Here is a 26,810-nt window from a genome sequence, read left to right as displayed (position 1 = left end):
ATACACGGGGACGACCGAAGGACTGACGAGACATGCCTGACCAGGCATTTGACGGAGTATTCGACAAGGCGGGCGCCGCAGCGGGCACCGTACCGGGGGCCGGTGCGGTGCCCGCGGTGCGTGTCGAGGGGCTGTGGAAGCGTTTCGGCCAGCAGATCGCGGTGAACGGGATCGATCTCGTCCTGCCCGCGGGGAAGTTCATCGGGCTCGTCGGGCCCAACGGAGCCGGCAAGACGACCACCCTCTCCATGATCACGGGGCTGCTCCGGCCCGACCAGGGACGGATCCTGGTCGCGGGACACGACGTCTGGGCCGACCCCGAGTCGGTCGCCGAGGTCAAGGCGCGGATCGGCATCCTGCCGGAGGGGCTGCGGCTCTTCGAGCGGCTCTCCGGCCGTGAACTCCTCGCGTACAGCGGCCGGCTGCGGGGGCTGCCGGGCGCCGAGGTCGACAAGCGGGCCGCGCAGCTCCTCGACGTCCTCGACCTGACCGGCTCGCAGAACAAGCTGGTCGTCGACTACTCGACCGGCATGCGGAAGAAGATCGGTCTCGCGGCCGCCCTTCTCCACAACCCCGAGGTGCTGTTCCTGGACGAGCCGTTCGAGGGCGTCGACCCGGTCTCGGCGCAGACCATCCGCGGAGTGCTGGAGCGGTACACCCAGTCCGGCGCGACGGTCGTCTTCTCCAGCCACGTCATGGAGCTGGTCGAGTCGCTCTGCGACTGGGTCGCCGTGATGGCGGCGGGCCGGATCCGCGCGCAGGGCCCGCTCGCGGAGGTCCGCGGCGACCGGCCCTCGCTCCAGGCGGCGTTCCTGGAGCTGGTCGGGGCGAGCGGGCGCGAGACGGCCGGGGAGTCCCTGGACTGGCTGGGCGGCGGGGCGCGGCGATGAGCACGACCACCGCCGTCACCACGACCGCCGGCTCCCCCGTGCCGTCCCTCACGTCCACGTTCGTACGGCTCAAGCTGTCGCTGCTGAAGAACGGGCTGCGGCAGTCGGGCGGGCGGACCGCCGCGTACATCGTCTCGATCGTCTTCGGCGTCCTGTTCGCCGCGGCCATGGTGCTGTCGTCCGTCCTGCTGCGGGGCAACGCCTCGGCCGACACGGTCGCGGTCCTCCTCATAGGGACGCTCGCGCTGGCCTGGGCGGTCATGCCGCTGTTCGTGCCGAGCGGGGACGAGACCCTCGACCCGTCGCGGCTCGTGATGCTGCCGCTGCGGCCCCGGCCGCTGGTCCGGGCCCTGTTCGTGGCGTCCCTGGTGGGCGTCGGGCCCGTCCTCACACTCCTCCTGGCGCTCGGCGCGGCCCTTTCGGTCGCGCGGGGCACGGCGGGCGTCGTCGTCGCCGTCCTCGCCGTCCCGCTCGTGACGGCCGTGTGCGTCGCGCTGTCCCGGGCGGTGGCCGCCGCCAACGTCCGACTCCTGACCTCCCGCAAGGGCCGGGACCTGGCGCTGCTCAGCGGCCTGGTGATCGCGGTCGGCATGCAGCTGGTCAACTTCGGCGCCCAGCGCCTCGGCCAGGGCGGCGGTCTGGGGCCGCTCGAACCGGCGGCGGCGGTCGTCGGCTGGCTGCCGCCGGCCGCCGCGATCGGCGCGGTCGACGCGGCGAGCAGCGGCGACTACGCCGTGGCGGTGGCCCGGCTGCTGCTGACGGCGGCGGCGCTCGTGGCGCTGGTGTACTGGTGGCAGCGGAGCCTGGTGCGGCTGATGGTCGAGCCGGACGGCTCCACGATCGACGCGTCGTCCGGGTCGGGGGCCGCCGAGAAGTCCGGGGGTACGGGGCTGCTCGGCCGGATCCTGCCGGGCGGGCGCACGGGCGCGGTCATGGAGCGCAGCCTGCGCTACATCTGGCGCGACCCGAAGACGAAGGCCGCGTGGGTGACCTCGCTGGCCATGGGCCTGATCGTGCCGCTCTTCAACGCCTTCCAGGGCACGGGCACGATCTACTGGGCGTGCTTCGCGTCGGGCATGCTCGGCGTCCAGATGTACAACCAGTTCGGCCAGGACACGTCGGCGTTCTGGATGGTCGCGCAGACCCTCTCGACGACGGCCGACGCGTACGCCGAACTCCGGGCACGGGCCCTGGCCCTGCTCGCCGTCACCCTGCCGTTCACCGCGCTGGTGACGGTGGCGACGGCCGCCGTCCTCGGCGACTGGTCGGCCCTCCCGGAGGCGCTCGGCCTGTCGTTCGGCCTGCTCGGCGCGCTGGTGGGTTCGGGCGCGGTGGCCTCCTCGGTCTTCCCGTACTCGATCCCGCAGGACAGCGGCTACAAGAACGTGGCGCCGGGACAGGGCGGCCTGGCCTGGATGTCGATCCTGGGCGGCATGTTCGGCTCCGTGGTGCTGTGCGCCCCGCTCATCGGCGCGACGGTCTACCTCCACGTGTCCGACCGGCATTCCGCGCTGTGGCTCCTCCTCCCGGTCGGCGCCCTCTACGGCGCGCTGCTCATCTGGGCGGGCCTCAAGCTGGCGGCGCCGCGCACGGCGAGGCGGCTGCCGGAGATCCTGACGGCGGTCAGCAAGGGCTGACCCCTCTCGCCGGTCACCCGGCACGCGACGGCCTCCGCCCCCTTGTGGGCGGGGGCCGTCGCTCATGTGCGGGGTAGGGGTAGCGGGGTTCCACAGCCCGGAGTGGGAGTCGGGGTGGGATCAGGGTCGGATCCGGGTGATCACGGATGAGCAACAGGCGGTGTGGGCGGGATGGTTGATCCAGTCGCAGTGCGGCGAAGAGCCGAGCCGCCCGCACCGTCCCCGCACCGTCCCCAGGAGCCACCGATGACCATCCGCGCCCGCAGCCGTACCCACCGCCGTCTCGCCGCCACCGGGCTCGCGCTCGTCGCCCTCGCCGCCGGTCTGGGTGCCGCCCCCGCGGCGACCGCCGCGACCGCCGCGCCGGTCGTCCGCCACTCCCCCGACGCTGTACGGGCGTTGCTCGCCACCCTGCCCGACGACGTGACGGACGCGGCTCTGGTGCGGGTGGCCGGCCGGGGTATGCGGACGCCGTACACGGGGACGGCCGGGCCGGTGGCGGCGGATGCGCGGTTCCCGGTGGGCAGCGTGACCAAGGTGTTCACCGACGCCGTGGTGCTCCGGCTCGTCGCCGAGCGCCGGATCGGCATCGACGAGCCCGTACGCCCCCACCTGCCCGACCTGATACCGGCCTCCTACGCCGACGTCACGGTCCGCCAACTTCTCGACCACACCAGCGACTTCCCTCGCCCCGAGAGGGTTCCACTCGACCCGCACGGGGTGGTGACCGCCTCCTTCGCGGCGGACGTCGCGGCCCGACCCGGCCGCCTCCCGGCGCCCGGCTCCGTCCAGCAGTACAACGGGCTCAACAGCTTCGTCGCCGGGCTTCTCGTGGAGCGGGTCACCGGCCGCTCCTACGCCCACGAGCTCGACCGGCTCATCCTGCGCCCGCTCGCCCTGCGCCACACCGCGCTCGCCGAGGAGCCGGCGATCGCCTGGTCCTGGGCGGAGGGCGGACTGGCGTCCACCGCGGCCGACCTCGACAGGTTCCTCCGCGCGCTGCTGGACGGGCGGCTGCTCCCTCCGGCCCAGCAGCGGCACCTCTTCGAGATACCCGCGGTACCCGGCGGCCCCGAGAACACCAGCTGTCCCAAGGGCACGGCCTGCTTCAGCGCCGGCGGGCTGATGGGACTCGACCTGAACGGCACGAAGGTCTGGGGGAAGACCGGCTCCAGCGGCGGCTGGACGAGCGGCGTGTTCGCGACCACCGACCCGAAGCGCCGGGTCGTCTACACCCTGCGGCCCGATGCCCTGGCTACCCCGGAAGCGCAGCGCGACCGGGTCGTGGCCGTGGTCGGGGCGGCGCTCACCGGCACGCGATGACGGGCGGGTGACCACGGTCGGCCTCTGGCCGGGACAGGCCTGGACGGGCCTGGACGGGCTGGACGGGCTGGACGGAATCACCGCCGACACCGGCATCCGAGAAGGCCGAACTCGCCGCGCAGGACGCCTTCCTAGCGACGCGCCCGCTCCGCGCCGAGAGCGTCAGCAGAGGCCGCACTTGGGCGAGGTCGCCTCGTGCGCGGATGTCGTCCACGTCCGTCACTCCAAGGACCTCACCGTCCCCTCCTTCTCCGCCTTCCCCGCCGTCTGGGGCGCCTTCCCCACCCTCGTCTGACGGCGTCGAGAGGCCGAGGACGTAATCTCGGCCTCTCCTGCCGATCTTGAGGGGTTTCGCATGATCAAACTCGCTTCCGCCGTCACGCCCGTCCTGCTCAACGCCACGCAGCTCGCCTCCGAGACCAGCGTTGCGCAGTCCTTCTTCTGGGAGGCGTTCGACCAGTACTGGTACGTGTGCCAGCGGGACGTCACGCCCGAGGACCAGGACCGGCTGCTCGTCACGCGGCTCACCGCCGGCGGGGGCGTCGTGGACTCGATGCACGTCGAGCGCGCCGGGCACGGGGCGAACATAGGTGTCGAGCGGACCGGGGGCGGGATCTTCCTGTGGACCGACGCGCTGCCGGTCGGTGGCTGGGCTTCGGCGGTCGCCCGGATGCCGTACGTGCCCGGTGGCACCGTCGACGCCTCCGACACCTCCGCCCCGGCGGCCGACGTCACGTTCCACAAGCCCCGGACGACGGGGGCGTACCGCGTGTCGGCGACCATCGATCCGACCCGGCGGGAGCTGATCTACCGCTGGCAGTCGAACAACATCGCCTCCGAGAGCGCCGTCGGCGGCATCGACCGCTACGACCTGGACACCGCCGTGGCCGGTACGTACACGCCGCTGGCCACCCTGCCGTACACGGCCTCCGGCCGGACCCTCCAGGGGTACGCGAGCCTCGGGGACTACCTGTACACGCTCTACGGGCAGACGGCGGGCGAGTGCCGGGTGACCTGCGCCCACTGGAACACCGGCGTGGTCGTGCAGGACGAGGTCGTCACCGCCTTCTCCTCGATCGCGAACCGCGAGCCCGAGGGGCTGTGCGTGTACGAGAACAGTCCCGGCGCCCCGCAGGCCACCCTGGCCCTCGGCTTCGCGGGCGGGGTCTCCGGCGCGCGGCGCTTCCACGCGGCCCGCTTCCCGCACCCGGGGACCAGCCCGTGGGTGGAAGTCGCGTACGACACCGCCGTGTTCGCGCCGAACAGCGCGTCCTACGCGCCGCAGTACCGGCTTTCCGGCGACCAGGTCCACCTGCACTTCTCGATGGACCGGGTCGACAAGCTGGCCTGGGCGGACGTGACGAAGCTCTTCCAGCTTCCGCTGCCCGCACGGCCGAACCGCACCCAGCGGCTCGTCGGCGTGGTCTCCGGGGCGTACGTCACGGGCCAGGCCGCGACCATACGCCTCGAAGTGACCACCGACGGCTGGGTGACGCTCTTCGACGACCGGGGCTTCAAGGGCTGGATCGGCGCCGACGTCAGCTTCTGGACCTGCTGACCGCCTCGTCGATGCGGACGGAGGCGGCCCGGCGGGCCGTCTCCTCGGTCCGGCCCGGCTCGCTGAGCGCGAGCGGGCGGGGCAGGTGGACCACGCGGGGGCCGGTGAGCGCCCTGGCTCCCGTGGCTCCTGTTGTTCCCGTGACCACGAGCGCGCCGTACCTCTCCGGGTTCACTCGGCCCTCGCGGACGTCCCCGGCCGTGGCGTACGTGACGTCGTACCCCTCCTCCTCCAGCCAGCGGACGACGCTCGCGTCCGCGCCCGGCTCGCCCGAGACGACGTGGAGGACACCGGAGGCGCGGGCGGGCTCCCGTACGACGAAGGGCACGTGCGCGCGGTAGCCGTCGGGGGTCGTGAGGACGGCGATGTGGAGACCCGAGACCCACTCGGCGGGGACCTTCAGGGTCCAGAGCGTGCCGGTGTCCGTCTCCGTGAGGAGGTGGCGGGCGCGGGCGCCGGCGTAGTGGCCGAGGCGGTAGACGGAGACGGTCGCGCCGGGCGTGGAGAGGCGGAGGCGGAGGGTCTCACCGGGGGCGACGGAGTCCCGGTCGGCGCGGCCCGCGATCTGCGGGCGGGCCGGGTCCACCCCGCAGGTCTCCGCGCAGCCGACGGCCCACTGGTCGGAGCCGGGCGCCCTGTTCTCCCGTACGACCGGGTTGTCGCCGGTCCTGGCGGGCGGGACGGCCGGAGCCGCGACCGCCGTGCCCGCCAGCAGTCCGGGGGCCGCGACGGCAGCGCCCGCTCCCGCTCCGAGACTGCGCAGGACCGTACGACGGGACAGCTCCGACATGGGTCGACCTCCGGGCCGGTTGTCATGGAGCGATCATGGTACGGCCGTCCACACAGCCATGAAGGCCTCCGCCCTGGGGTGGAGGCCTTCCCTTCACTCACCGGATCACCGGGTCACCGGGTCACCGGGTCAGAAGGCGCCGTTCAGCTGCCACCAGCTGTCGGTCTCCGGGAAGCCCGCTTCGAGCTTGCCCGTGCCGGTGCCCGGGTAGAGGATCAGGGCGCCGTCGCCGTGGAACACGTTCGACGAGTAGCTGCTGTTGGTGATGGCGGCCAGGTCGTGGTGACCGTCGCCGTCGTAGTCGCCGACGGCGAGGAGCGAGTCCATGACGTTCCAGCCGCTGCCCAGGAGCGCGCGGGGGCCGAACGAGCCGACCTTGCCCGGGTACAGCCACAGCTTGCCCGTGGACGCCTCGCGGGCGATCAGGTCCGGGCGGCCGTCGCCGTTCATGTCGCCGGTGCCGGCGAAGGCGTTCATGCCGTTCCAGCCGCCGCTGCCCAGGAGCACGCGGGAGCCGAGGGTGCCGGTGGTGGTGCCCGGGTACAGCCAGAGCTTGCCCGAGGACTTCTCGACGGCGACGAGGTCGGAGCGGGTGTCGCCGTTCAGGTCGCCGACGCCGACGAGTCGGCTCATGACGTTCCAGCCGCCGGTGCCGATGAGCTTGCGGGCGCCGAGGGAGCCCGTACCCGTGCCCGGGTACAGCCACAGCTTGCCCGTGGACGTCTCGCGGGCGATCACGTCCTCCCGGCCGTCGCGGCTGAAGTCACCGTGGCGCACCAGGGCGTTGAAGGCCTGCCAGCCGCCGGAGCCGACGAGCTTGCCGCTGCCGTCGCCGGGCAGGAACCAGAGCCGGCCCGCCTTGTCGCGGACGAGGACGTCCGCCGTCCGGTTGCCGTCGAGGTCACCGAAGCCGGCCGCCTTGGGGGCCTCGGCCGCGTACCAGACCGGGTACGGGTCCATGGCGCACTCACGCTCGGCGGGGACGAACTTGAGCGAGCTGACGGAGTTGCTGCCGGGGCCGCCCCACTCGGTGCCCGAGGGGTCGGGGTACACCGAGTAGATGTCGCCGTCGGTGCCGTGGTTCGGGTCGTCGTACAGGCAGACGAACTTGTTCGTGCGGTTGACGACCGAGCGGAACGTGTTGTCCCAGGTCCCCAGCGTCGCCGCGTTCGCCTGCGTCTTGTACATCGTGCCCGTGCCGTTGTCGGTCTTCCAGGCGCAGAAGTAGCCCGACGGGCAGTCGGCGATCGCGGCCTGCGCGGGCGACGCGCCCGCACCCAGCAGACCGGCCGAGGTGAGCCCCAGCGCCGCGGCCACCGTGGCCAGGCGCTTCAGCAGTGATGTGCGCAAAGTCGTTTCCTCCCTGAGGTGGCGCGGAGAGGCCTCGACGCGCCACGGGGGCACCGTACCTTGTCATGCGACGCTCACGGCAGGAGGGTTTCGGCGGCTCGCTTTCAGGGTGTGAGCACGCCGTTCAGGAAGGGTTCTACCGCCTCGCTCCAGGCCTCCGGGTGCTCGTAGTGGAGGAGATGGCCCGCGTCGGGGATCTCCGCGTACGCCCCGTGGGGCAGGACCCTGACCATCTCCTGGGCCTCGGCGCGGCCCAGCTCGCCGTCGAGGCCGCGGACGACGAGCGTGGGGCAGCGGACCTGGGCGAGCGACTCCCAGTGGGCGTCGTGGACCCATGTCTCGCGGGAGGTCAGCATCTGCGCCGGGTCGAAGACCGGGCGCCAGCCGTCCGGGTGCTCGGCCATGACCTCGGCGAAGAAGGCGCCCCGCGCGGGGTTCGGGCGCTCCACCCACGGGTCGTCCTCGCCGAACCAGCGGCGGACGGCGTCCAGCGACGGGAAGGGCGCGGGCCAGCCCCGGAACCAGTCCTGCCACGCGCGCTGCGAGGCCGCCCCGAGGGCCGAGGCCCGCATGTCGCAGATGACGAGGGCGCGGACGAGATCGGGGCGCTCGGCGGCCAGTTGCCAGGCGGTGAGGGCGCCCATGGAGTGGCCGACGAGGGTGACCGGGCCGAGGCCCAGCTGCTCGACGGCCGCGGCCGCGTCCGCGACGTACGCCTCCCGGGTGAAGGGGCCGGCGGGCGGCTTCTGGCTGTGGCCGTGGCCGCGCTGGTCGAGGGCGACGACGCGGTGGCGGCCGGTGAGGCGGCGGACGGCGGGGGCCCAGTGGGCGGCGTGGCCCATGAGGCCGTGGAGGAGTAAGACGCCGGGGGCCGGGGCGGGGGCGGGGGCCGTCCGGGCGGCGGTCTGCGGTGCGGGCCGCGGGCCGGGTGGGCGGGGGACCGACTGCGGAGCCGCCTTCGGCCCGTCTTCTCCGGTCAGTGTCGTGTAGTCCCAGGCGGCCAGGCGTACGCCGTCGGCCCCGGTGACGTCGAGTCGTCGCGCCATGTCCCTGGCACCCCCTCTTTCCCGTCGAACCGCATCAGAGTATCGAACTCGCATTCGAAAATGCGCTTGTGCCACCCAACACCCCTCGTTCGAGTGACAGGCCTCAAGGATTGACTCCCGCCGCCGAGGGGAGATCTTGAACGGGAGGCGGACCGCTCGGGGAAAAACGGTCCGACGGGACTGACCTTGAGAGCTCGGGGCTCCAGGTCAGCACGGGGGAGGACAGGCCCCGGCGCCCAAGGGCGCCGGGGCCCTCTGTCGTCCGTCGCCCTCGGTCCCGCGTCGTCCTCATGGGCCACTCCTCACGGCAGCACACGGCTCGTCAGCACGCGGCTCGCACCAGCGTGGCACGCCGAGGGGGCGGGCGTGGCCATTCCGGCGTAAACCGGGGCGCACGACGGGCGTTGACCCGGAACGGGTCCGATCCGTTCCGCTTTCGTGACCCCCTCGCCTACAACCAACACCCCCGGCCGCGGGTCCACTTGGTCATGCTCAGTTCTCAGGTGCTCACCAAGGGGGACGCCGACGCGATCCTCGACGCCGACCTCCTCACCATCAGGCGGGACAGACTGATCACCCGCATCCCCTTGGCAGCCGTCCAGGAGGTCCGCCCGCACGGCGACAAGGCCCTGGAGATCGTGCTCACCGACGAGGCCGTCCACCGGATCGAGGGCGGCAACGCGTACGCCACCACCGCGTTCCTCACCGCCCTGAACAACGCCCTGCCCCAGGAGCGGGACCCGGCCGGCAGCGCCCTGGTCACCACCGAGGACGACGGGTTCACGCTCAAGATGTGGCAGGCGTGGACGGGCGGCGCGGCCGTCCTGGCCGCATACGCCGGCTACGTCTGGTGGACCGGGTCGGCCCACGGCGGCGAGTGGGGCATCGCCGCCTTCTTCGGGCTGCTCGCGCTGATCATCGGCCTGCTCTCCACCTTCGCCGTCGTCATGAGCGTCGCCGACAAGGTGGTCCTCGCCCGGCGCGGCATCACCGTCGTGGCCAAGCGGGCGTACTACCCGAACGGGAAGAAGACCCGCCACTACACGTTCACCGACACCAGCGGCAACGAGTACGAGCAGAACGCCCCCAACCGCGTCACGGAGAACATCCACGTCGTCTACGACCCGGAGAAGCCGGCCCGCCACGCCGCCCGCGAGACGGTCTTCATGATCGCGCTGAAGCACACCTCCGGCGGCGCCCTCGCGCTCGGCGTCCTCGCCCTGGGCCTGCTGGGCGTTCTCGGCCCCTACCTCTGACCGGGGTGAGTACGGAAGGAGGGGCGCCCACCGACCGGTGGGCGCCCCTCCTTCCGTACTCCGAAGTACTCCGAACTACTCCCCGGCGCTCCGAGACGCCTACGCCTCAGCGCTTCGCGACGAAGACGTGCGCCGCGACCTCCGCGACCAGCTCGGCGGCCTCGCCGCTGCTGCCCACCAGGACACCGCCCGGCGACTCCGTCACCGACACCACGGAACCGGGCTGCACGCCCGCCCTCCGCAGCGTGTACATCAGCTGGGCGTCCGTCTGGATCGGCTCGCCGATCCGGCGCACGACCACCGTCTTGCCACCGCTCGCGTCCAGGTCCGCGAGGGAGACCATCGAGTCGTCGAGGAAGGCCTCGGCCTCCGCCTTCTCGCCCAGCTCCTCAAGACCCGGGATCGGGTTCCCGTACGGCGACTCCGTCGGGTGACGCAGCAGCTCCAGGACCCGCCGCTCCACGGCCTCGCTCATCACGTGCTCCCAGCGGCACGCCTCGGCGTGGACCTGCTCCCACTCCAGGCCGATCACGTCGACGAGCAGACACTCGGCGAGGCGGTGCTTGCGCATGACGCGGGTGGCGAGGCGACGGCCCTCGTCCGTCAGCTCCAGATGGCGGTCACTCGCCACGGCCACCAGGCCGTCGCGCTCCATCCGGGCCACTGTCTGGCTCACCGTGGGGCCGCTCTGGTCGAGCCGCTCGGCGATCCGGGCGCGCATAGGGACCACACCTTCCTCCTCAAGCTCGAGGATGGTGCGGAGATACATCTCCGTTGTGTCGATCAGTCCGGACATACGTGCCCCTCGATGAGTCGTGCGCTGGCCCTGCCCCAATTCTGACGCATCGAGCCGACAACCGGGCCGCACCGGGGTGAGGCGGTATTGACAGAGCAATGGTCCAGACCGCACCGTGATCCGCGACCACGACGAGAAGGAGCCGCCGCGATGGGCGAGAGCAAGCTGGCCGGACAGTTCTTCGACGCCGCGATCGGCCTGCTCCAGCAGGTCCGCGACGGGGACTCCGAAGAGATCGCCGCCGCCGGCGCCGCGATCGCCGAAGCCGTCGCGAACGGCAACCGGCTCTTCGCCTTCGGCGCGGGCCACTCCTCGCTCGCCGCCCAGGACGTCGTCTACCGGGCCGGCGGCCTCGCGCTGATGAACCTGCTCGCCGTCCCCGGCGTCGTCGGCGTGGACGTCATGCCCGCCACGCTCGGCTCGGCCCTGGAGCGGGTCGACGGCCTCGCCGGGGCGGTCCTGGACTCCTCCCCCGCCAAGGCCGGGGACGTCCTGATCATCGTCTCCCTCTCCGGACGCAACGCCCTGCCCGTCGAGATGGCGATGAACGCCCGCGCCCTCGGCCTCACCGTCATCGGCGTCACCTCCGTGGCGTACGCGACGGAGACGAAGTCGCGGCACGTCTCGGGGTCGTACCTCAAGGACCACTGCGACATCGTCCTCGACTCCAGGATCGCCGTCGGGGACGCGGAGCTCACCCACGAGGGCATCGAGGCGCCGTTCGCACCCGCGTCGACCGTCGTGACCAGCGCGCTCATGCAGGCCACGATGGCCGCCGCCGCCGAGGAACTCGTACGCCGGGGCATCGAGCCGCCGCTGCTGCGCTCCGGGAACGTGGACGGCGGGCACGAGTGGAACGGCCGCGTGATGACGGAGTACGGCGACCGGATCTTCTTCCGGCACTGAGCCCGTACGGGCGGGGCGTAGAGGGCGTACGGCAGGGCGTACGGGCAGGGCGTACCGACGGGGTCAGGCCGGGGCCCGGTCACGCGCCGGCGCCGTCACTCCCGGGGCGGTACGCCGAGCTCCGCCGCGACCCTGGACGCCACCGCCTCCGCCAGGACCACGTCCTCCCGCTCGAAGCCCGGGCGGCACGCGGCCCGCAGGAACGTCAGCACGCCCAGCGTCCGGCCCCGGGTGCGCAGGACCACGCACAGGGCGTGCGCCGCGTCCCCGGGCCACTGATGGGCCTCCGCCCACACCTCGGCGGTCCGGCCCGCGCTCGCCCGCACGGTGCCCGCCCGGTCCAAGGCCTGGAGCGCCGGATGCCTCGGCCCGTACCGCAGCGGGATGTCGCCGCCCACGACCGGGGAGGACGGGCCGGGGGCGCTCGGCGGGGTGGCCAGGGCGCGCGTCAGGCGGCGCTCCCCCACGACCCGGTCGACGAGGGCGTGGTCCGCGAAACCGGCCAGGGCGAAGTCGAGCAGGACCGTCGCCGCCTCCTCCGGGTCCTCGCACTCCGCGGCCGCCGCGCCCGCCCGGTGCAGCTGGCTCCACCGGAACCGCAGCCGGTCCGCCTCGCGCACCGCGAGCCGCTCCTCCGTCACGTCCTGGAACAGCCAGGCCACGCCCAGCGGCACCGGCTCCTCCGCCATCGGTGAGGACAGCCGCAGGAAGCCGCTGCGCCAGCACCGGCGCCGCTCGCCCGACGACGTCCGCAGCGTCACCCACACCTCCGCGGGCGCGGGCGGCGTGCCCGCCGCCAGGACGTGCTGGAGGGCGGCCTCCAGCTCCTCGGCGCCGTGCACGACGACGTCGCCGAGGGGACGCCCCAGCAGGGCCGTGCGGCCGGTACCGAAGGCGCGGGCCGCGTGGCCGTTGACGACGGCGGGGCGCAGGTCGGCGTCGACGAGGACGACACCCCAGGAGGCGTCCTCGAAGAGGGCCTCGCTCAGGGCGACCGAACGCTCCAGATCGAGCTGTACGTGGACCTCGCTGAAGGCGCAGTAGACACCCGCCGGGCTGCCGTCGGCGCCCCGCACCCCGGCGGCCTGACTCCGTACGAGCACCCGCCCGCCGTCCTTGCGCAGCAGCGCCAGCTCGTGGACCTGCCGGCCGGGGCCCTTCATGGCCCCCATCAGCCGCCCGAGGGTCTCCTCGGCGTCCGCGCCGCGCGCCGCCCACCCGCCGAACCCGCGCCGCCCGACGGCCTCCCCGGCGGACCAGCCGAGGATCCGCTCGGCCTCGCGGTTCCAGTGCGTGATCGTCCCGTCGGCGTCCAGGGCGCAGAGCGCCGCGTCCATCCCGTCGAGCAACGCGGCCAACAGATCGGCCCCGGCCCCCGGAACGGAGGCGGTCTCACTCGCGGCCCCCGTGAAAGCACTCATCCCGGTACCCCCCATGCTGCGCCCATTCAACTGGAACGTGACGCAGAGCACACCACCTTCGCCGAAATCACCACACCAAGGCGATGACCAGATTGTGACTCAGGTCACACCCATGCTCCTCAGGGGCAGGCCCCGGGGCCCCCTCCCTAGGCTGCTTGCACGGACTCGTGAGGTCACTCGCTCCCCGGCGAAAGCCGGATTCCCGCGCGGAACCGGAGTGACCAGCCCCAGTCATCGTGATCATCAGATCGAGAGAGGGTGCCTTCGATGGCTACGTTCTCGGCAGGCCGGAAGACCCACCAGGCTGTGCTTCCTCAGCAGCCTGCTCTGGAATCCGCGAGTGCAGACACCCCTGGGAGCAGGGACGAAACGGCTCGCGGACACCTCGCGCCCGCGCGAGGCACCGGTCGGGAACATGGGCGAGGGGAGACCGACGGGCGCGGCACCCGGGCTCGTCGGCGTCACGCCGAACAGGCAGAGAACAGGGGCGGTGACGCCCCACAGGTGCGGACCGGAATCCGCAGTCATCGTGTGTTCGTCCTCTCACGGGACGGGCTGCCTCTTATGCCGTGCCATCCAGCACGCGCGCGTGCTCTCCTGGCACGGAGGCGGGCCGCGGTGGCACGCCACACACCCTTCACCATCCGGCTGAAGGACCGCAGACGCACCGACGCCGAGGTCACAGGCGTCGAGCTGCGGATCGACCCCGGTTCTCGCGGTACGGGCATCGCGCTCACCGAGACGCGGAGTCAGACACCCACCGGCGGCGACGCCGTCACGGTCCGCCGGGGACTCGTGGCGATCGAGCTACGGCACCGTGGGCCCCAGATCCATCAGGCAATGGTGCGCCGCGCCGGGTACCGGCGCAGACGACGGTCGGCGGGGCTCCGGTACCGGCCTCCCCGGTTCGCGAACCGGGTCCGTCGACCGGGCTGGCTCGCGCCTTCGCTGCGACACCGGGTCGAATCGGTCTGCTCGGTCGTCGCCCGGCTCCGCAGGTACGCCCCGATCGTCGGGATCCACGTCGAGGAGAGCTCTTTCGACATCCCCGCCCTCAGCGCGGCGGAGGAAGAGGTGGCGCTCGGCGGCCACGCCCGCTCACGCGCCCGGTCGGGCAAGAGCTGCGCCTACTGTGGGGCGTCCGAAGTCCCGCTCAACGTCGACCACATCCGGGCCCGTGCCCGCGGTGGCACCGATCGCCCCGCCAACCTCCTCCTCGCGTGCGTGCCCTGCAATCAGGCCAAGGCCGCCCGTCCCGTCGAGGAGTTCCTGGCCCATCGACCCGAACGCCTCACCGCCGTCCTGAGTCGGCTACGGTCCCCCCTCGGCGACTCGGCCGCCATGAACGCGACGAAGGCGCAGCTCCTCCCGCTACTCGAAGACACGGGCCTGCCGGTGCGCTGCTGGCCCGCCTCCCTGACCTCGGCAAATCGCACTGCCGTGGGACTGGCGAAGTCCCACACGCTCGACGCACTCTGCGTGGGACCGCTGGGTTCCGGCGTCGCCGGAGACACCATCGTCCGCATCGCCACCCCCGTGTACGTCTTCGCGTCCACGGGTCGCGGTTCCTATGCCCGCACCACCCCGGACCGCTACGGCTTCCCTCGGCTGGTGCGCCCGCGCCGGAAGCGGCACCAGGGTTTCGCGAGCGGCGATCTCGTGCGGGCCACCGTATTGAAGGGCCGTTGGGCAGGAGTTTGGACCGGTCGGGTCTCGGTCCGCAGTACGGGCCGGCACAGCGTCGCCACGCCTCTCGGGCGGTTCAACGCGTCCTACGAGAATCTGCGCCTGCTCCAGCGGGCCGACGGGTTCGCGTACGCCTGGCGCAGCGAAGCCGAACTCGTCGAATAAATCGGTTGAGCCCTCTGAGCCGAGTTCGTAACGTGTGAGCCACGCACGAAAGGAGGTGATCCGGAAGTGATTTCATACCGGACCAGCGAGGTGACTGCGGGCTAAGGCCTGCCGTCGCACTCTGTGCACCTCGGCAGGCCGAACTGCCGAAGAACAACGCAGTCACCCGACCGTGAGTCGCCGGTAAGTCCGGCCGGCTCCCGTCCGAACCTAGGCGGACGGGACCAGACTCACGGTCGTCTGCGTTTTCCGGGGCCGGAGCCCCGGAGGCCGGTCAGGGCGCCAGCCGCTCCACTCGCCACGTCTCGTCCTCGCGGACGTAGCGGAGGCGGTCGTGGAGGCGGTTCTCGTGGCCCTGCCAGAACTCGACCGTGTCCGGGACGACCCGGATGCCGCCCCACTCCGGCGGGACCGGGACCTGTTCGCCCTCGGGGTAGCGGGTCTCCAGCTCCTCGTAGCGGGTGAGGAGTTCCTCGCGGGAGGCGATCACCGAGGACTGGTGGCTCGCCCAGGCGCCGAGCTGGGAGCCGTGCGGGCGGGTGCGGAAGTAGGCGACCGTCTCGTCGCGGCCCGTGCGGACGGCGCGGCCGGTGACGATGACCTGGCGGGCCAGCGGGTGCCAGGGGAAGAGCAGCGAGATCTGGGGGTTGGCCGCCAGTTCCTCGCCTTTGCGCGAGCTGTAGTTGGTGAAGAAGACGAAGCCGGCCGCGTCGTAGTGCTTCAGCAGGACCGTCCGGGAGGACGGGCGGCCGTCGGGGGTCGCCGTGGAGACGACCATCGCGTTCGGCTCGTGGATCGCCGGGTTCTCCGCGGTCTCCTTGAACCAGCGGGAGAACTGCGCGATCGGCTCGGGCGCGAGGTCGGACACGGACAGCTCCGTGGTGCGGTACTGCTCGCGCATGTCGGCGGGATCCAGGGCGTCAGGATCCAGGGCGTCGGTCACAGGATCGGTCACGGGATCGGTCACGGGGCCATCCTGCCGCAGCACCTCAGTCTGCCCGGCACCGCCCGGCGCTAACCCTCTCTCGCCGGATCGGCGCACTGTGCCGGATGTCACGCTTCCCCGCATCATCGGAACCGTACAGACTCTTGGGCTGGATGACTGTTGATTCCCCACCATCGACCACCGCACGGTTGATCGATCATCGATAGAGGAGCCGCCTGATGTCCGACTTCGTACCCGGGCTCGAGGGAGTCGTCGCGTTCGAGACGGAGATCGCCGAACCCGACAAGGAGGGCGGCGCCCTCCGCTACCGAGGCGTCGACATCGAGGACCTCGTCGGTCACGTCTCGTTCGGCAACGTCTGGGGCCTGCTGGTCGACGGCGCCTTCAACCCGGGCCTGCCGGCGGCCGAGCCGTTCCCGATCCCCGTGCACTCCGGGGACATCCGGGTCGACGTCCAGTCCGCCCTCGCGATGCTCGCGCCCGTGTGGGGCCTCAAGCCGCTCCTCGACATCTCCGTCGAGGAGGCCCGCGACGACCTCGCCCGCGCCGCCGTCATGGCCCTCTCGTACGTCGCCCAGTCCGCGCGCGGCCAGGGCATGCCGATGGTCCCGCAGAGCGAGATCGACAAGGCGCAGTCCGTCGTCGAGCGGTTCATGATCCGCTGGCGCGGCGAGCCGGACCCGAAGCACGTCAAGGCCGTCGACGCGTACTGGACCTCCGCCGCCGAGCACGGCATGAACGCGTCGACGTTCACCGCCCGCGTCATCGCCTCCACCGGCGCCGATGTGGCGGCCGCGCTCTCCGGCGCGGTCGGCGCCATGTCGGGCCCGCTGCACGGCGGCGCGCCCTCCCGCGTCCTCGGCATGATCGAGGAGATCGAGCGGACCGGGGACGCCACCGCGTACGTGAAGCAGGCCCTCGACAAGGGCGAGCGGCTCATGGGCTTCGGCCACCGCGTCTACCGCGCCGAGGACCCCCGCGCCCGCGTGCTGCGCCGGACCGCCAAGGAGCTGGACGCCCCGCGCTACGAGGTCGCCGCCGCGCTGGAGAAGGCCGCTCTGGACGAGCTGCACAACCGCCGCCCCGACCGGATCCTGGCGACGAACGTCGAGTTCTGGGCGGCCATCGTCCTCGACTTCGCCGAGGTCCCGGCGCACATGTTCACGTCGATGTTCAGCTGCGCCCGTACGGCCGGCTGGTCGGCGCACATCCTGGAGCAGAAGCGCACCGGGCGGCTCGTGCGCCCCTCGGCCCGCTACACGGGTCCCGGCCAGCGGGACCCGCGCGAGATCGAGGGTTACGCCGACATCGCCGGCTAGGACCGGTCCGGCCAGAAAGCCGGTCCGGCCAGGACCCGGCCAGAACCCGTCCGGCCAGGACCCGTCCGGCCAGAACAGTCCGGCCAGGTCCCGGTCCGGACCCGTCCGGCCAGGACCCGTCCGGCCGGGACCCGTCCGGCTAGGACGCCATGGCCGGGTACGTCTCCGGGTGCAGCAGCAGGTCCGCGTGGTGGCGGGCCGCCACCAGCGGGTGGGCCCGGAGCTTGCCCTTCAGTTCGTTCCGGCCGTACTCGGCGAACAGCGGGTTCGCCGGGTCGGCCGTGACGCCCGGGGCCGTGGAGGCGTACGGGAAGGTCAGCGGCGCGATCCGGGCGTCCAGGCGCGGGTTGTAGAAGAACGGGACGGAGTAGCGCTCCGTCGCCCCGGGAGGCGACACCACCCGGTGGTTCGTCGCGATCAGGTAGCCGTTCGTGGCCACTTCGAGCAGCTCGCCGAGGTTGACGACGAAGGCGCCCGGCAGCGGCGGCACGTCGTGGAACTCCCCGTCCTCCCGCTGGACCTGGAGCCCGCCGACCTGGTCCTGGAGCAGCAGGGTGAGGAAGCCGTAGTCCTTGTGCGCGCCGACGCCCTGGTCGTCGCCCTCGCCGCTGCTGCCCGGGTAGCGCACCAGCTTGAGGTGCGGGTGGGCGCGCGGGCCGAAGATGTCGTCGTAGAAGTCGGCGGGCGCGCCGATGGACGTCAGGAGCTCGTGCAGGAGTCGCTCGGCGACGCCGCTCAGGCGGTCGATCCAGTGCAGGGCCGCGGTCCGCAGCTCGGGGAGCGCGTCCGGCCACTGGTTGGGGCCTTCGAGCCACCAGTACGGGGCTTCCCACGGCGCGGGGGCGTGCGCGGGGCGCTCGGCGCCGATGTCGAGCTGGTCGCGCCAGTCGCGGGCGCCGGCGGTGCGTTCGTCGCCGATGCGGGTGTAGCCGCGGAAGTGCGGCGAGTTGATGTTGTCGAGCGCGAGCCGGTCGGCCTCGGGCAGCGCGAAGAAGGCGCGCATGGCGGAGGTGAGGGCCCGTGTCTCGGCCTCGGTCACGCCGTGCCCGACGAGCTGGAAGAAGCCGACGTCGTGGGCGGCGGAGTGGAGCTGGGCGTGGAGCAGGCGGCGGGCCTGGGGGCCGCGGTCGGCGGCGGAGAGGTCGACGATCGGGAGCTGCGCGGCGTAGGAGGGGTGGATCCGCGATCCGGGCACCGGCTCGTGCGAGCGCGCGCTGCGGGTCGCCGGCTGGAGGGGGTACGGGCTGCGGGTCGGCTGCGGGGAGGTCGAGCTGCGAGTCATGGGTGCGTCCGCGGGGTCTACGGGTGCCCGGGGCGGCCGCCAGGGGTGGGGCGGGGGCCACGGGTGCCGGTCGGCTTGGGCTCTGAACGAGGGACCCGGGGGCGCGGTGTGGTGCCCGGGGGTCGGGGGGTCAGGCGGAGCGGCGACAGCTCATGCTCGTGACGCGGACGAAGTCCACGTGGCGACGGCGTACGAGCGAAGGCATGCGAACAGCGTACTGCGGCGGGCCGCGATGGGGTGTGGTCCGCGTCACGTCGGCGATCACGAGACAGCGGCGATCGCCGGACCCTGGCCAAAACGGTGGGCGTGCGCGAAGATCGCCGCCACGCGTGTCACGCGCATGCCAAGCTTCCCGTCGCAGCACCCCACCGCAGGAGGATGTCCATGACTCCCCGCACCCGCCGCACCTCGCGCGGCCTGGTCGCCGCGGCCGCCGTCGCCGGCACGGCCGCCGCCGCCCTGCTCCCGTCCCCGGGGGCCGCCGCGGCCGTACTGCCACAGGCCCGGGTCTTCATGGTGAACCCGGTGCAGTCCTCCGGCGACCAGTCCCTCACCGACCACAAGGACGCGGCGAGCGACGTGCCCGCCGCCGCCTACGCCACCGTCACGCTGCGGAACCTCGACGCGAGCGGCGGCCTGTCCGGGAAGTGGGCCACCGTCCGCTCCGAGACGGGCAAGCCCGCCGCCGTCGCCGACGCCGCCTCGTACGACCGCTCCCAGGACCAGTTCGAGCAGGTCATGGCGTACTTCTGGGTCAACGAGGCACAGGAGTACCTCCAGGGCCTCGGCTTCGGCACCGAGCTGCCCGGGGCGAACGACCGCGTGCAGCCGGTCCGGCTGAACCAGTGGGGCGCCGACAACTCCTTCTTCACCGACAAGAAGGACGAGATCCGCTTCGGCAAGGGCGGCGTCGACGACGCCGAGGACGCGGACGTGATCGTCCACGAGTACGGCCACGCCGTCCACGACGCCCAGGTGCCCGGCTTCGGCACGAACGCCGAGTCCGGGGCGATCGGCGAGGCCTTCGGCGACTACCTGGCCGTCGCCGTCGGCACCCACGCGGCGGCGAAGTACGGCTGGCCGCTCAAGGCCGACGCGGCCTGCGTGGCCGACTGGGACGCCACCGGCTACAGCGAGGCACCGCACTGCCTCCGCCGGATCGACGGGACGAAGACGTACGCGGACCGCGAGGGCGAGGTCCACGCCGACGGCGAGATCTGGTCCCGGGCGCTCCTCGACGTCCGCACCGCGCTCGGCGCCCGCACGGCCGACCGGATCATCGTCAACGCCCAGTTCGGCTTCGCGCCCGACACCAGCTTCCGCGACGCGGCCCTGACGACGGTCGCGACGGCGGAGCGGATGTACGGCAAGGGCGCGGCGGCCGCGGTGCGGGACGCCTTCCGGGCGCGCGCGATCCCCGGCGTCTGACCCTTTTCACGCGTTCCACGCGAGTTCTACGCGAGGGCCTCGTTCACCAGCCGCGCCCACTGGGCCACCACCCGTTCCCGGCGGGCGCGGTCGTCCGTCAGGAGGGTGGCGAGGCCCAGGCCGCGGGCCATGTCGAGGAGGCCCTGGACCGTTTCGCGGACGCCCGGGACGGACTCGTCGGCGCCGAGGACCTCGACGGCGACCCGGTGGGACTCGCGGCCGACGCGGGCCTCCAGTTCGGTGACGCGGTCCCGGAGCTGGGCCTCGTCGGAGGCCGCGACCCAGAGGTGGAGCGCGGCCCGGAACAGCGGCCCGGTGTAGAGGTCGACGAGGGCCTCGACGGCCTCGTGGCGGTCGCGGGACGGGAGGGCGCGCAGGGCCTGGGAGCGTTCCTCGGCGACGTACTCGACGGCCGCCGTGAAGAGGTCCTCGCGGGTCGGGAAGTGGTGCTGGGCCGCGCCCCGGGAGACGCCGGCGCGTTCGGCGACGACGGCGACCGTGGAGCCCGCCCAGCCGTGCTCGGCGAGGCAGGCCACGGCCGCTTCCAGGAGCCGCTGCCGGGTGGCGCGGCTCCTGTCCTGCTTGGGCGCGGTCAGAGCCGCCATTCCGGGTCCCGTCGTTCGAGGAAGGCCGTCATCCCCTCGCGCGCCTCGGCGGAGGCGAAGAGCGTGGCCGACCTGCGCACCAGGTCCTCCGCGTCGCGTTCGAAGGTTTCCAGGACTCTAGCGGTGACCAGCCGTTTCGCCTCCCGCAGGCCTTGCGGGGAGCCGGCGCGCAGGGCGTCGAGGATGCCGTCGTACGCGGTGGCGGGTGCCGTGACCAGGCCCAGGGCGATCGCCTCGGGGACGCCGAAGCGCTCGCCCGTCAGGTAGTAGCGGGCGGCCGCGCGCGGGTCGAGCTTCGGGAGGAGGGTGAGGGAGATGACGGCCGGCGCCACCCCGATCCGTACCTCCGTGAGGGCGAAGTCCGCGCCCTCCCCGGCGACCACGATGTCGCAGGCCCCGAGCAGGCCGAGGCCGCCGGCCCGGGCGTGGCCGGTGACGAGGCCGACGACCGGTTTCGGCAGTTCGACGATCTGCCGGAGCAGGTCCACGAAGGCGTACGGGCTGGGCGGGGCCTTCAGGTCGGCGCCCGCGCTGAACGTGCCGCCGGTGTGGGTGAGGACCACCGCCCGGACCGCCGGGTCCTTGCCGGAGGCGGTGAGGGCGTCGGCGAGCTCGGTGACGAGGTGGGCGGAGAGGGCGTTGCGGGTGGCCGGGGAGTCGAGGGCGAGGGTGGTGACGCCCCGCTCCTCGGTGACTCGGACCAGGGGTTCGGGTGGGGTCATGCGCGGTCCCTCAGTTCTCTGCGGAGGATCTTGCCGGACGCCGCCCTCGGGATGCTCTCGACGAACTCCACGCTGCGGACCTTCTTGTACGGGGCGACGCGTCCGGCGACGTACGCGATGACGTCCTCGGCGGTGAGGCCGGGAGCGTCGGGTGTGGCGGGCACGGCAGGCGCGGCGGGCCCGGCGGGCTGGCGGACCACGTAGGCCTTGGGGATCTCGGTGCCCTCGGCGTCGGTGACGCCGATGACGGCGGCGTCGGCGATGCCGTCGTGGGTGAGGAGGAGCGCTTCGAGTTCGGCCGGGGCGACCTGGAAGCCCTTGTACTTGATGAGCTCCTTGACCCGGTCGACGACGAACAGCCAGCCGTCGTCGTCGACGCGTCCGATGTCGCCGGTGTGGACCCAGCCGTCGCCGTCGATCATCGCGGCGGTGGCGTCGGGGCGGCCCAGGTAGCCCCGCATGACCTGCGGCCCCCGGATGGCGACCTCGCCCGCCTCGCCGGGCGCCGCGTCCTTCGCCGGGTCGTCGAGGGAGAGGATCCGCAGCTCGGTGGAGGGCAGGAGCTTGCCGACGGTGCCGGGAGGGGGGTTCTCGACGACGAGCGGGGTGACGTGGGTGGCCGGGGAGAGCTCCGTCATGCCGTACGCCTGGCGGACCGGCGGCAGTCCGAGCCGGGCCGAGCAGGCCTCGGCGAGGGCCGCGTCGAGCGGGGCGGCGGAGCAGACGATGTACTCCAGCGAGGACAGGTCGTAGTCGGCGACGGCCGGGTGCTTGGCGAGGGCGAGGATGATCGGCGGGGCGACGTACAGGGCGTTGATGCGGTGCTTCTGGATCGCGCCGAGGAAGGTGTCGAGGTCGAAGCGGGGCAGGACGACGACGGTGGCGCCCTGACGGAGCGGGGCGTTCATGAGGGCCGTGAGGCCGTAGATGTGGAAGAAGGGGAGGACGGCGAGGATGCGGTCGCCGGGGCCCATCGGGACCAGCGGGGACAGCTGGGCCAGGTTGGTGGCGATCGACGCGTGGGTGAGCATCACGCCCTTGGGGACGCCGGTGGTGCCGGAGGAGTACGGGAGGGCCGCGATGTCCTCGTCGGGGTCGATCGGGGGATCCGGGACGGGTCCGGTGGACGCCAGGAAGGCTTGCAGGGAGCGGATCCCCTCGCCCTCCGGCGCCTGGTCGCAGACGAATATCTCCTTGATCCCGCCCGCGAGTTCGGCCGCCGCGCGGGCGGCCGGGAGCAGCGGCGAGACGGTGACGATCCAGCGGGCGGAGGAGTCGCGGAGCTGCTTCGCGAACTCCTCGGGCGTGGCGAGCGGGTGGACAGTCGTGACGGACGCGCCGGCTCGGGTGGCGGCGTAGAACGCGATCGGGAAGAGCACGGTGTTGGGGCTGTGCAGGGCGAGCACGTCGCCCTTGCGGACCCCGGCCTCGGCGAGCCCGGCGGCGACCAGCCGGTGGAAGCCGTCGACCTGGGCGTACGTGAGGGTCAGCTCGCCGGCTCCGTCGATGAGCGCCGGGGTGTCGCCGAACTCGGCGGCGCGGCCGAGGACCGCGTCGTGGATCGGGAGGGAGACGGTGGGAACGTGCTCGTACTCGCTGTGGAACACCATGCGTTGCCCCCTGAGCGGCTGTGGTGGAAGGTGGGGATCTCGTCGGTCACCGGAAAGCAATCAAGCACGCTTGCCTGGTCTTGGGAAGATGGCGGTCGGTCGCCGCCTCCCGTGTCGCCGACACCCTTGTCGCCGGGGCCGGTTAGCCTGCGCACATGGTCTTCAAGCGTCTTCTGGGCAGGGGCGGCATACCGCTCGAAATCGATACGATCATTCAGTCCGGGCCGGCTCAGCCGGGCGGCATCCTCACCGGGGAGGTCGTGGTCCGCGCGCCCGAGCGGGACGTGGAGGTGAAGTCCATCGGCCTGCGGCTCGAGGCCAACGTCTCGGTGGCGCACAAGGGCGACGGCGACGGCCAACGCCGCGGCGAGACCTTCGACCACCCCCATGCGAGCGGTTGGTTCACGCTCAAGAAGGGTGAGGAGCGGCGGCTGCCCATCAAGCACCGGCTCAAGTGGGAGAGCCCGCTGTCCGAGGTGAAGGGGCAGGAGGTCGCGATGCTGGGCGTGCACACCGAGGTCGAGGCCGAGGGCATCAAGGCCCAGACGGACGACGACCTCGTGCGGATCACCTCGACGCCCTTGCACGACGCGGTGTTCGACGCGTTCGCCGCCGAGGGGTACGGGCTCCAGACCTCCCGGATCGTCTCGGAGAACATCCCGCACACCGAGTACCACGTCTACCTCGTGCAGAGCTTCCTCCTCGTCGATCAGTCGCCGAGCGGCGAAAAGCGCCCGCAGAACCTGGAGTTGGTCTTCCGGGCCAACCCCGTCGGCTGCGAGATCTACCTCCGCAAGGGCGCACTCGGCGAGAAGCACTGGGAGAAGAAGGCGCCCGCCCTGCGGTACGTCGCCGCCCACCACGACCTCGGCCGGGTGGACTTCGAGGCCGAGGTGCGGCGGTGGATCTCCGAGGTCACGCTCCTGGGCGCCCGGAACGCCGACGGAGACGAGGACTGACACCCTCCTCCTCTCCCCCGTCAGTACGACTTGGGCAGGCCCAGCGTCTGGTGCGACACGTAGTTGAGGATCATCTCCCGGCTGACCGGGGCGATCCTGGCCACGCGGGCGGCGGTGATCAGGCGGGCCAGGCCGAACTCCTTCGTGAGGCCGTTGCCGCCGAGGGTGTGGACGGCCTGGTCGACGGCCTTCACGCAGGCCTCGGCGGCGGCGTACTTGGCCATGTTGGCGGCCTCGCCCGCGCCCATGTCGTCGCCCGCGTCGTAGAGATGGGCCGCCTTCGCCATCATCAGGCGGGCCAGTTCGAGCTCGATGTGGGCCTGCGCGAGGGGGTGCGCGATGGCCTGGTGGGCGCCGATCGGCGCCTTCCAGACCTGGCGCTCCTTCGCGTACTTCACGGCCTGGGCGAGCGCGTACCGGCCCATGCCGATCGCGAACGCGGCCGTCATGATCCGCTCCGGGTTGAGACCGGCGAAGAGCTGGAGCAGGCCCGCGTCCTCGTCGCCGACGAGGGCGTCCGCCGGCAGGTGGACGTCGTCGAGGGTGAGCTCGAACTGCTTCTCGTTCGCGTCGAGTTCCATCTCGATGTGGCGGCGCTCGAAACCGGGGGCATCGCGCGGCACGATGAAGAGGCAGGGCTTGAGGTTGCCCGTGCGGGCGTCGGACGCGCGGCCGACGATCAGGGTCGCGTCCGCGATGTCGACGCCCGAGACGAAGACCTTCCGGCCGTTGAGGACCCAGCCCTCCTCGGTACGGGTCGCGGTCGTCGTGATGCGGTGCGAGTTGGAGCCCGCGTCGGGCTCCGTGATGCCGAAGGCCATGGTGCGGGAGCCGTCCGCGAGGCCCGGGAGCCACGCCCGCTTCTGCTCCTCCGTGCCGAAGCGCGCGATGACCGTGCCGCAGATCGCGGGCGAGACGACCATCATGAGGAGCGGGGCCCCGGCGGCGCCCGCCTCCTCCAGGACGATCGACAGCTCGGCCATGCCGCCGCCCCCGCCGCCGTACTCCTCGGGCAGGTTCACGCCGAGGTAGCCGAGCTTGCCCGCCTCGGCCCACAGGGTGGCCCGGTCGAAGCCGGGGCCGTGGCGGTGGCCGAGCGCGGAGACGGCGGCCCGGAGCGCGGTCCGTTCCGGGGAGTCGATGAGGGTGCTCATGCTGTCTGGTCCTCCTGTGCTTCGGTCGAGACGTCTGCTGCGGGCGGGACGTCCGCTGCGGGCGGGACGTCTGCCTGTACGACGGCGAGCAGGGCGCCTACCTCGACCTGGCGGCCGGCGGCGGCGTGGAGCGCGGTGAGCGTGCCGGAGGCGGGAGCGGTGACGCGGTGCTCCATCTTCATGGCCTCCAGCCAGAGGAGCGGCTGCCCGGCGGTGACCCGGTCACCGGCGGCGAGGCCGTCCGCGACCCGGACGACGGTGCCGGGCATGGGGGCGAGCAGGGAGCCGGGTTCCCGCTGGTCGGCGGGGTCGGGGAAGCGGGGTCGGACGGTGAGGCGGTGGGGGCCGACATGGACGGTCCCGCCGTACCGGGCGACCTCGAAGTCCCTGACCACACCGGCTACTTCGAGGCGTACGCGGTCGGGGGCGGCCGACACCACCCGCACCCCCTCGGGCGCCGTGACCTCGTAGCCGCCGGCCCGGCTCGGCCGGTAGCGGATCTCGTGCTCCCCGTACGCCCTCGCCTGGTCCTGGGAGGGGACGTTGCGCCAACCTCCGCCGAAGCGGGAGGTGTTGCCAGCCGCCTCGGCGAGGGCCGCTGCCACCGCCGCGTACTCCTCGCCCTCCGGCGGGGCGGTCAGGGCGGTGAGGTTCCGCTCGTAGAAGCCGGTGTCGGGGGCGGCGGTCGCGAGGTAGTCGGGGTGGCGGAGGGAGGCGACGAGCAGGGCCCGGTTGGTGGCGGGTCCGTGGATCCGGGCCCGCTCCAGGGCGTGGGCGAGCTTGCGGGCGGCCTCGGCGCGGGTGGGGGCGTGGACGACGATCTTGGCGAGCATCGGGTCGTAGTGGATGCCGACCCCGTCGCCGGAGGCGTACCCGGTGTCGACCCGGACCCGGCCCTCGCGGGGGACCTCGAAGCGGTGCAGGAGGCCCGTCTGGGGCGCCCACTCCCGGGCCGGGTCCTCCGCGTAGAGGCGGGCCTCGATCGCGTGGCCCCGCGGGGCCGGGGGCTCGGGGGCCAGTTCCCCGCCCTCCGCCACGGCGAGCTGGAGGGCGACGAGGTCGACCCCGTACACCTCCTCCGTCACCGGGTGCTCGACCTGGAGCCGGGTGTTCATCTCCAGGAAGTGCGCCCGGCCGTCCGCCACCAGGAACTCGACCGTGCCCGCGCCGACGTAGCCGACCGCCTTCGCCGCGCGGACGGCCGTGTCGAGGAGGGAGTCCTCCAGGGCGGCCGGCAGGCCGGGCGCCGGGGCCTCCTCGATCACCTTCTGGTGCCGTCGCTGGAGGGAGCAGTCGCGGGTGCCGAGCGCCCAGACCGTGCCGTGGGTGTCGCAGAGGAGCTGCACCTCGACGTGCCGGCCGTTCTCCACGTACGGCTCGACGAAGACCTCGCCGTCACCGAAGGCGCTCGCCGCCTCGGCGGACGCCGCCCTCAACTCTTCTGGGAGAGCATCGAGTTCGCGGACGATCCGCATGCCCCGGCCGCCGCCGCCCGCCGCCGCCTTCACCAGGACGGGGAGGTCGGACGCGGTGACGTCCGTCAGGGGCTCGATGCCCAGGAGTTCCTTCGCCCGGGTCTTCGAGGCCATCGCCTCGATCGCCTCGGGCGGCGGGCCGATCCAGACGAGGCCCGCGTCGGTCACGGCCCGCGCGAAGTCGGCGTTCTCGGAGAGGAAGCCGTAGCCGGGGTGGACGGCGTCGGCGCCCGCCGCGAGCGCCGCCTTCACCACCAGGTCGCCGCGCAGGTACGTCTCCGAGGGCGCCGCCCCCGGCAGTCGTACGGCCGCGTCGGCCTCCCGGACGTGCAGGGCGTCGGCGTCCGCGTCGGAGTACACGGCGACGGTGGAGATGCCCAGGTCACGGCAGGTGCGGAAGACCCGGCAGGCGATCTCGCCCCGGTTCGCGACCAGCACGGTCGAGATCAACTTCTGAGCTCCCATTCCAGCCTTCGCCCGAGCCTT

General features: G+C 72.7%; 22 protein-coding genes. 10 read left to right on the top strand and 12 right to left on the bottom strand.

Annotated features, from left to right (window positions below; all coding sequences use genetic code 11):
• The first annotated feature begins 32 nt into the window (after nucleotides 1-32).
• The 4 genes from ACFWWU_RS09675 to ACFWWU_RS09660 all read left to right on the top strand — a co-directional run bounded on the left by ACFWWU_RS09675 (nucleotide 33) and on the right by ACFWWU_RS09660 (nucleotide 5,408).
• Nucleotides 33-890 (top strand): ABC transporter ATP-binding protein, encoded by an 858-nt coding sequence (locus ACFWWU_RS09675; RefSeq protein WP_384141502.1) that lies wholly within the window; start codon nucleotides 33-35, stop codon nucleotides 888-890.
• Entirely contained in the window at nucleotides 887-2,527 is a 1,641-nt protein-coding gene (locus ACFWWU_RS09670; RefSeq protein ID WP_384141500.1) for a transporter, read from the top strand. The genes ACFWWU_RS09675 and ACFWWU_RS09670 overlap by 4 nt, the downstream gene beginning before the upstream one ends.
• Nucleotides 2,528-2,773: 246 nt before the next feature.
• Nucleotides 2,774-3,850, top strand: coding sequence for a serine hydrolase domain-containing protein (locus tag ACFWWU_RS09665; protein ID WP_384141498.1), 1,077 nt, complete (start codon nucleotides 2,774-2,776; stop codon nucleotides 3,848-3,850).
• Nucleotides 3,851-4,205: 355 nt separating this feature from the next.
• Complete coding sequence (locus tag ACFWWU_RS09660) at nucleotides 4,206-5,408, top strand: hypothetical protein (RefSeq protein WP_384141495.1); 1,203 nt, start codon at nucleotides 4,206-4,208, stop codon at nucleotides 5,406-5,408.
• On the opposite strand, the gene ACFWWU_RS09655 is transcribed toward ACFWWU_RS09660, so the two are convergent.
• The 3 genes from ACFWWU_RS09655 to ACFWWU_RS09645 all read right to left on the bottom strand — a co-directional run bounded on the left by ACFWWU_RS09655 (nucleotide 5,389) and on the right by ACFWWU_RS09645 (nucleotide 8,594).
• Nucleotides 5,389-6,198 carry a N,N-dimethylformamidase beta subunit family domain-containing protein gene (locus ACFWWU_RS09655; protein ID WP_384141492.1) on the bottom strand — a complete coding sequence of 270 codons (810 nt, stop codon included), beginning with the start codon at nucleotides 6,196-6,198 and terminating at the stop codon, nucleotides 5,389-5,391. The two genes, ACFWWU_RS09660 and ACFWWU_RS09655, sit on opposite strands and share 20 nt — an antisense overlap.
• A gap of 129 nt (nucleotides 6,199-6,327) precedes the next feature.
• Complete coding sequence (locus ACFWWU_RS09650; protein WP_384141490.1) at nucleotides 6,328-7,548, bottom strand: FG-GAP-like repeat-containing protein; 1,221 nt, start codon at nucleotides 7,546-7,548, stop codon at nucleotides 6,328-6,330.
• Between the two features lie 104 nt (nucleotides 7,549-7,652).
• Nucleotides 7,653-8,594 carry an alpha/beta fold hydrolase gene (locus ACFWWU_RS09645; protein WP_384141487.1) on the bottom strand — a complete coding sequence of 314 codons (942 nt, stop codon included), beginning with the start codon at nucleotides 8,592-8,594 and terminating at the stop codon, nucleotides 7,653-7,655.
• A gap of 488 nt (nucleotides 8,595-9,082) precedes the next feature.
• Here ACFWWU_RS09645 and ACFWWU_RS09640 point away from each other — a divergent pair, with 488 nt between their 5' ends.
• A complete protein-coding gene (locus ACFWWU_RS09640; protein ID WP_384141484.1) occupies nucleotides 9,083-9,850 on the top strand; it encodes a hypothetical protein in 768 nt (255 codons plus the stop codon).
• Between the two features lie 106 nt (nucleotides 9,851-9,956).
• Here ACFWWU_RS09640 and ACFWWU_RS09635 read toward each other — a convergent pair whose 3' ends face one another.
• A complete protein-coding gene (locus ACFWWU_RS09635; RefSeq protein WP_317598091.1) occupies nucleotides 9,957-10,646 on the bottom strand; it encodes a metal-dependent transcriptional regulator in 690 nt (229 codons plus the stop codon).
• A gap of 150 nt (nucleotides 10,647-10,796) precedes the next feature.
• Between ACFWWU_RS09635 and ACFWWU_RS09630 the strand changes: the two genes are divergently transcribed.
• On the top strand, nucleotides 10,797-11,552 hold the full coding sequence (locus ACFWWU_RS09630) for an SIS domain-containing protein (RefSeq protein ID WP_384141481.1): 756 nt from the start codon (nucleotides 10,797-10,799) through the stop codon (nucleotides 11,550-11,552).
• Nucleotides 11,553-11,647: 95 nt separating this feature from the next.
• Here the strand turns inward: ACFWWU_RS09630 and ACFWWU_RS09625 are convergent, their stop codons facing one another.
• Complete coding sequence (locus ACFWWU_RS09625) at nucleotides 11,648-12,973, bottom strand: PAS domain-containing protein (protein WP_384141479.1); 1,326 nt, start codon at nucleotides 12,971-12,973, stop codon at nucleotides 11,648-11,650.
• A gap of 504 nt (nucleotides 12,974-13,477) precedes the next feature.
• Between ACFWWU_RS09625 and iscB the strand changes: the two genes are divergently transcribed.
• A complete protein-coding gene (gene iscB / locus ACFWWU_RS09620; protein WP_384141476.1) occupies nucleotides 13,478-14,824 on the top strand; it encodes an RNA-guided endonuclease IscB in 1,347 nt (448 codons plus the stop codon).
• 274 nt (nucleotides 14,825-15,098) lie between these two features.
• On the opposite strand, the gene pdxH is transcribed toward iscB, so the two are convergent.
• Nucleotides 15,099-15,725 (bottom strand): pyridoxamine 5'-phosphate oxidase, encoded by a 627-nt coding sequence (pdxH, locus tag ACFWWU_RS09615; RefSeq protein WP_384141889.1) that lies wholly within the window; start codon nucleotides 15,723-15,725, stop codon nucleotides 15,099-15,101.
• Between the two features lie 263 nt (nucleotides 15,726-15,988).
• Here pdxH and ACFWWU_RS09610 point away from each other — a divergent pair, with 263 nt between their 5' ends.
• Nucleotides 15,989-17,089, top strand: coding sequence for a citrate synthase 2 (locus ACFWWU_RS09610; RefSeq protein ID WP_317598079.1), 1,101 nt, complete (start codon nucleotides 15,989-15,991; stop codon nucleotides 17,087-17,089).
• Nucleotides 17,090-17,228: 139 nt separating this feature from the next.
• Here the strand turns inward: ACFWWU_RS09610 and ACFWWU_RS09605 are convergent, their stop codons facing one another.
• Complete coding sequence (locus tag ACFWWU_RS09605) at nucleotides 17,229-18,371, bottom strand: isopenicillin N synthase family dioxygenase (RefSeq protein ID WP_384141473.1); 1,143 nt, start codon at nucleotides 18,369-18,371, stop codon at nucleotides 17,229-17,231.
• 384 nt (nucleotides 18,372-18,755) lie between these two features.
• On the opposite strand from ACFWWU_RS09605, the gene ACFWWU_RS09600 reads away from it, so the two are divergent.
• Nucleotides 18,756-19,799, top strand: a complete 1,044-nt coding sequence (locus ACFWWU_RS09600) for a M4 family metallopeptidase (protein WP_384141470.1) — start codon at nucleotides 18,756-18,758, stop codon at nucleotides 19,797-19,799.
• A gap of 26 nt (nucleotides 19,800-19,825) precedes the next feature.
• Here the strand turns inward: ACFWWU_RS09600 and ACFWWU_RS09595 are convergent, their stop codons facing one another.
• From ACFWWU_RS09595 to ACFWWU_RS09585, 3 genes are read right to left on the bottom strand one after another with little or no spacing between them, the layout of a single operon-like run.
• Nucleotides 19,826-20,404 (bottom strand): TetR/AcrR family transcriptional regulator, encoded by a 579-nt coding sequence (locus ACFWWU_RS09595; RefSeq protein ID WP_329621880.1) that lies wholly within the window; start codon nucleotides 20,402-20,404, stop codon nucleotides 19,826-19,828.
• Nucleotides 20,392-21,126, bottom strand: a complete 735-nt coding sequence (locus ACFWWU_RS09590; RefSeq protein ID WP_384141467.1) for an enoyl-CoA hydratase family protein — start codon at nucleotides 21,124-21,126, stop codon at nucleotides 20,392-20,394. Before ACFWWU_RS09590 ends, ACFWWU_RS09595 begins: the two co-directional genes overlap by 13 nt.
• Nucleotides 21,123-22,736 carry an AMP-binding protein gene (locus ACFWWU_RS09585; RefSeq protein WP_384141464.1) on the bottom strand — a complete coding sequence of 538 codons (1,614 nt, stop codon included), beginning with the start codon at nucleotides 22,734-22,736 and terminating at the stop codon, nucleotides 21,123-21,125. Before ACFWWU_RS09585 ends, ACFWWU_RS09590 begins: the two co-directional genes overlap by 4 nt.
• A 155-nt stretch (nucleotides 22,737-22,891) precedes the next feature.
• On the opposite strand from ACFWWU_RS09585, the gene ACFWWU_RS09580 reads away from it, so the two are divergent.
• Entirely contained in the window at nucleotides 22,892-23,695 is an 804-nt protein-coding gene (locus ACFWWU_RS09580; RefSeq protein WP_384141463.1) for a sporulation protein, read from the top strand.
• Between the two features lie 20 nt (nucleotides 23,696-23,715).
• Here ACFWWU_RS09580 and ACFWWU_RS09575 read toward each other — a convergent pair whose 3' ends face one another.
• The gene (locus tag ACFWWU_RS09575; protein WP_384141460.1) at nucleotides 23,716-24,849 is read right to left on the bottom strand and encodes an acyl-CoA dehydrogenase family protein; all 1,134 of its coding nucleotides are present in this window, start codon (nucleotides 24,847-24,849) and stop codon (nucleotides 23,716-23,718) included.
• Entirely contained in the window at nucleotides 24,846-26,774 is a 1,929-nt protein-coding gene (locus ACFWWU_RS09570) for an acetyl/propionyl/methylcrotonyl-CoA carboxylase subunit alpha (RefSeq protein WP_384141885.1), read from the bottom strand. Before ACFWWU_RS09570 ends, ACFWWU_RS09575 begins: the two co-directional genes overlap by 4 nt.
• Nucleotides 26,775-26,810: the final 36 nt, after the last annotated feature.

This window comes from Streptomyces sp. NPDC058650, from assembly GCF_042717315.1.
Lineage (GTDB): Bacteria > Actinomycetota > Actinomycetes > Streptomycetales > Streptomycetaceae > Streptomyces.
Note: the sequence above shows the minus strand (reverse complement) of the source record. Positions and strands in the feature narration are given on the sequence as shown.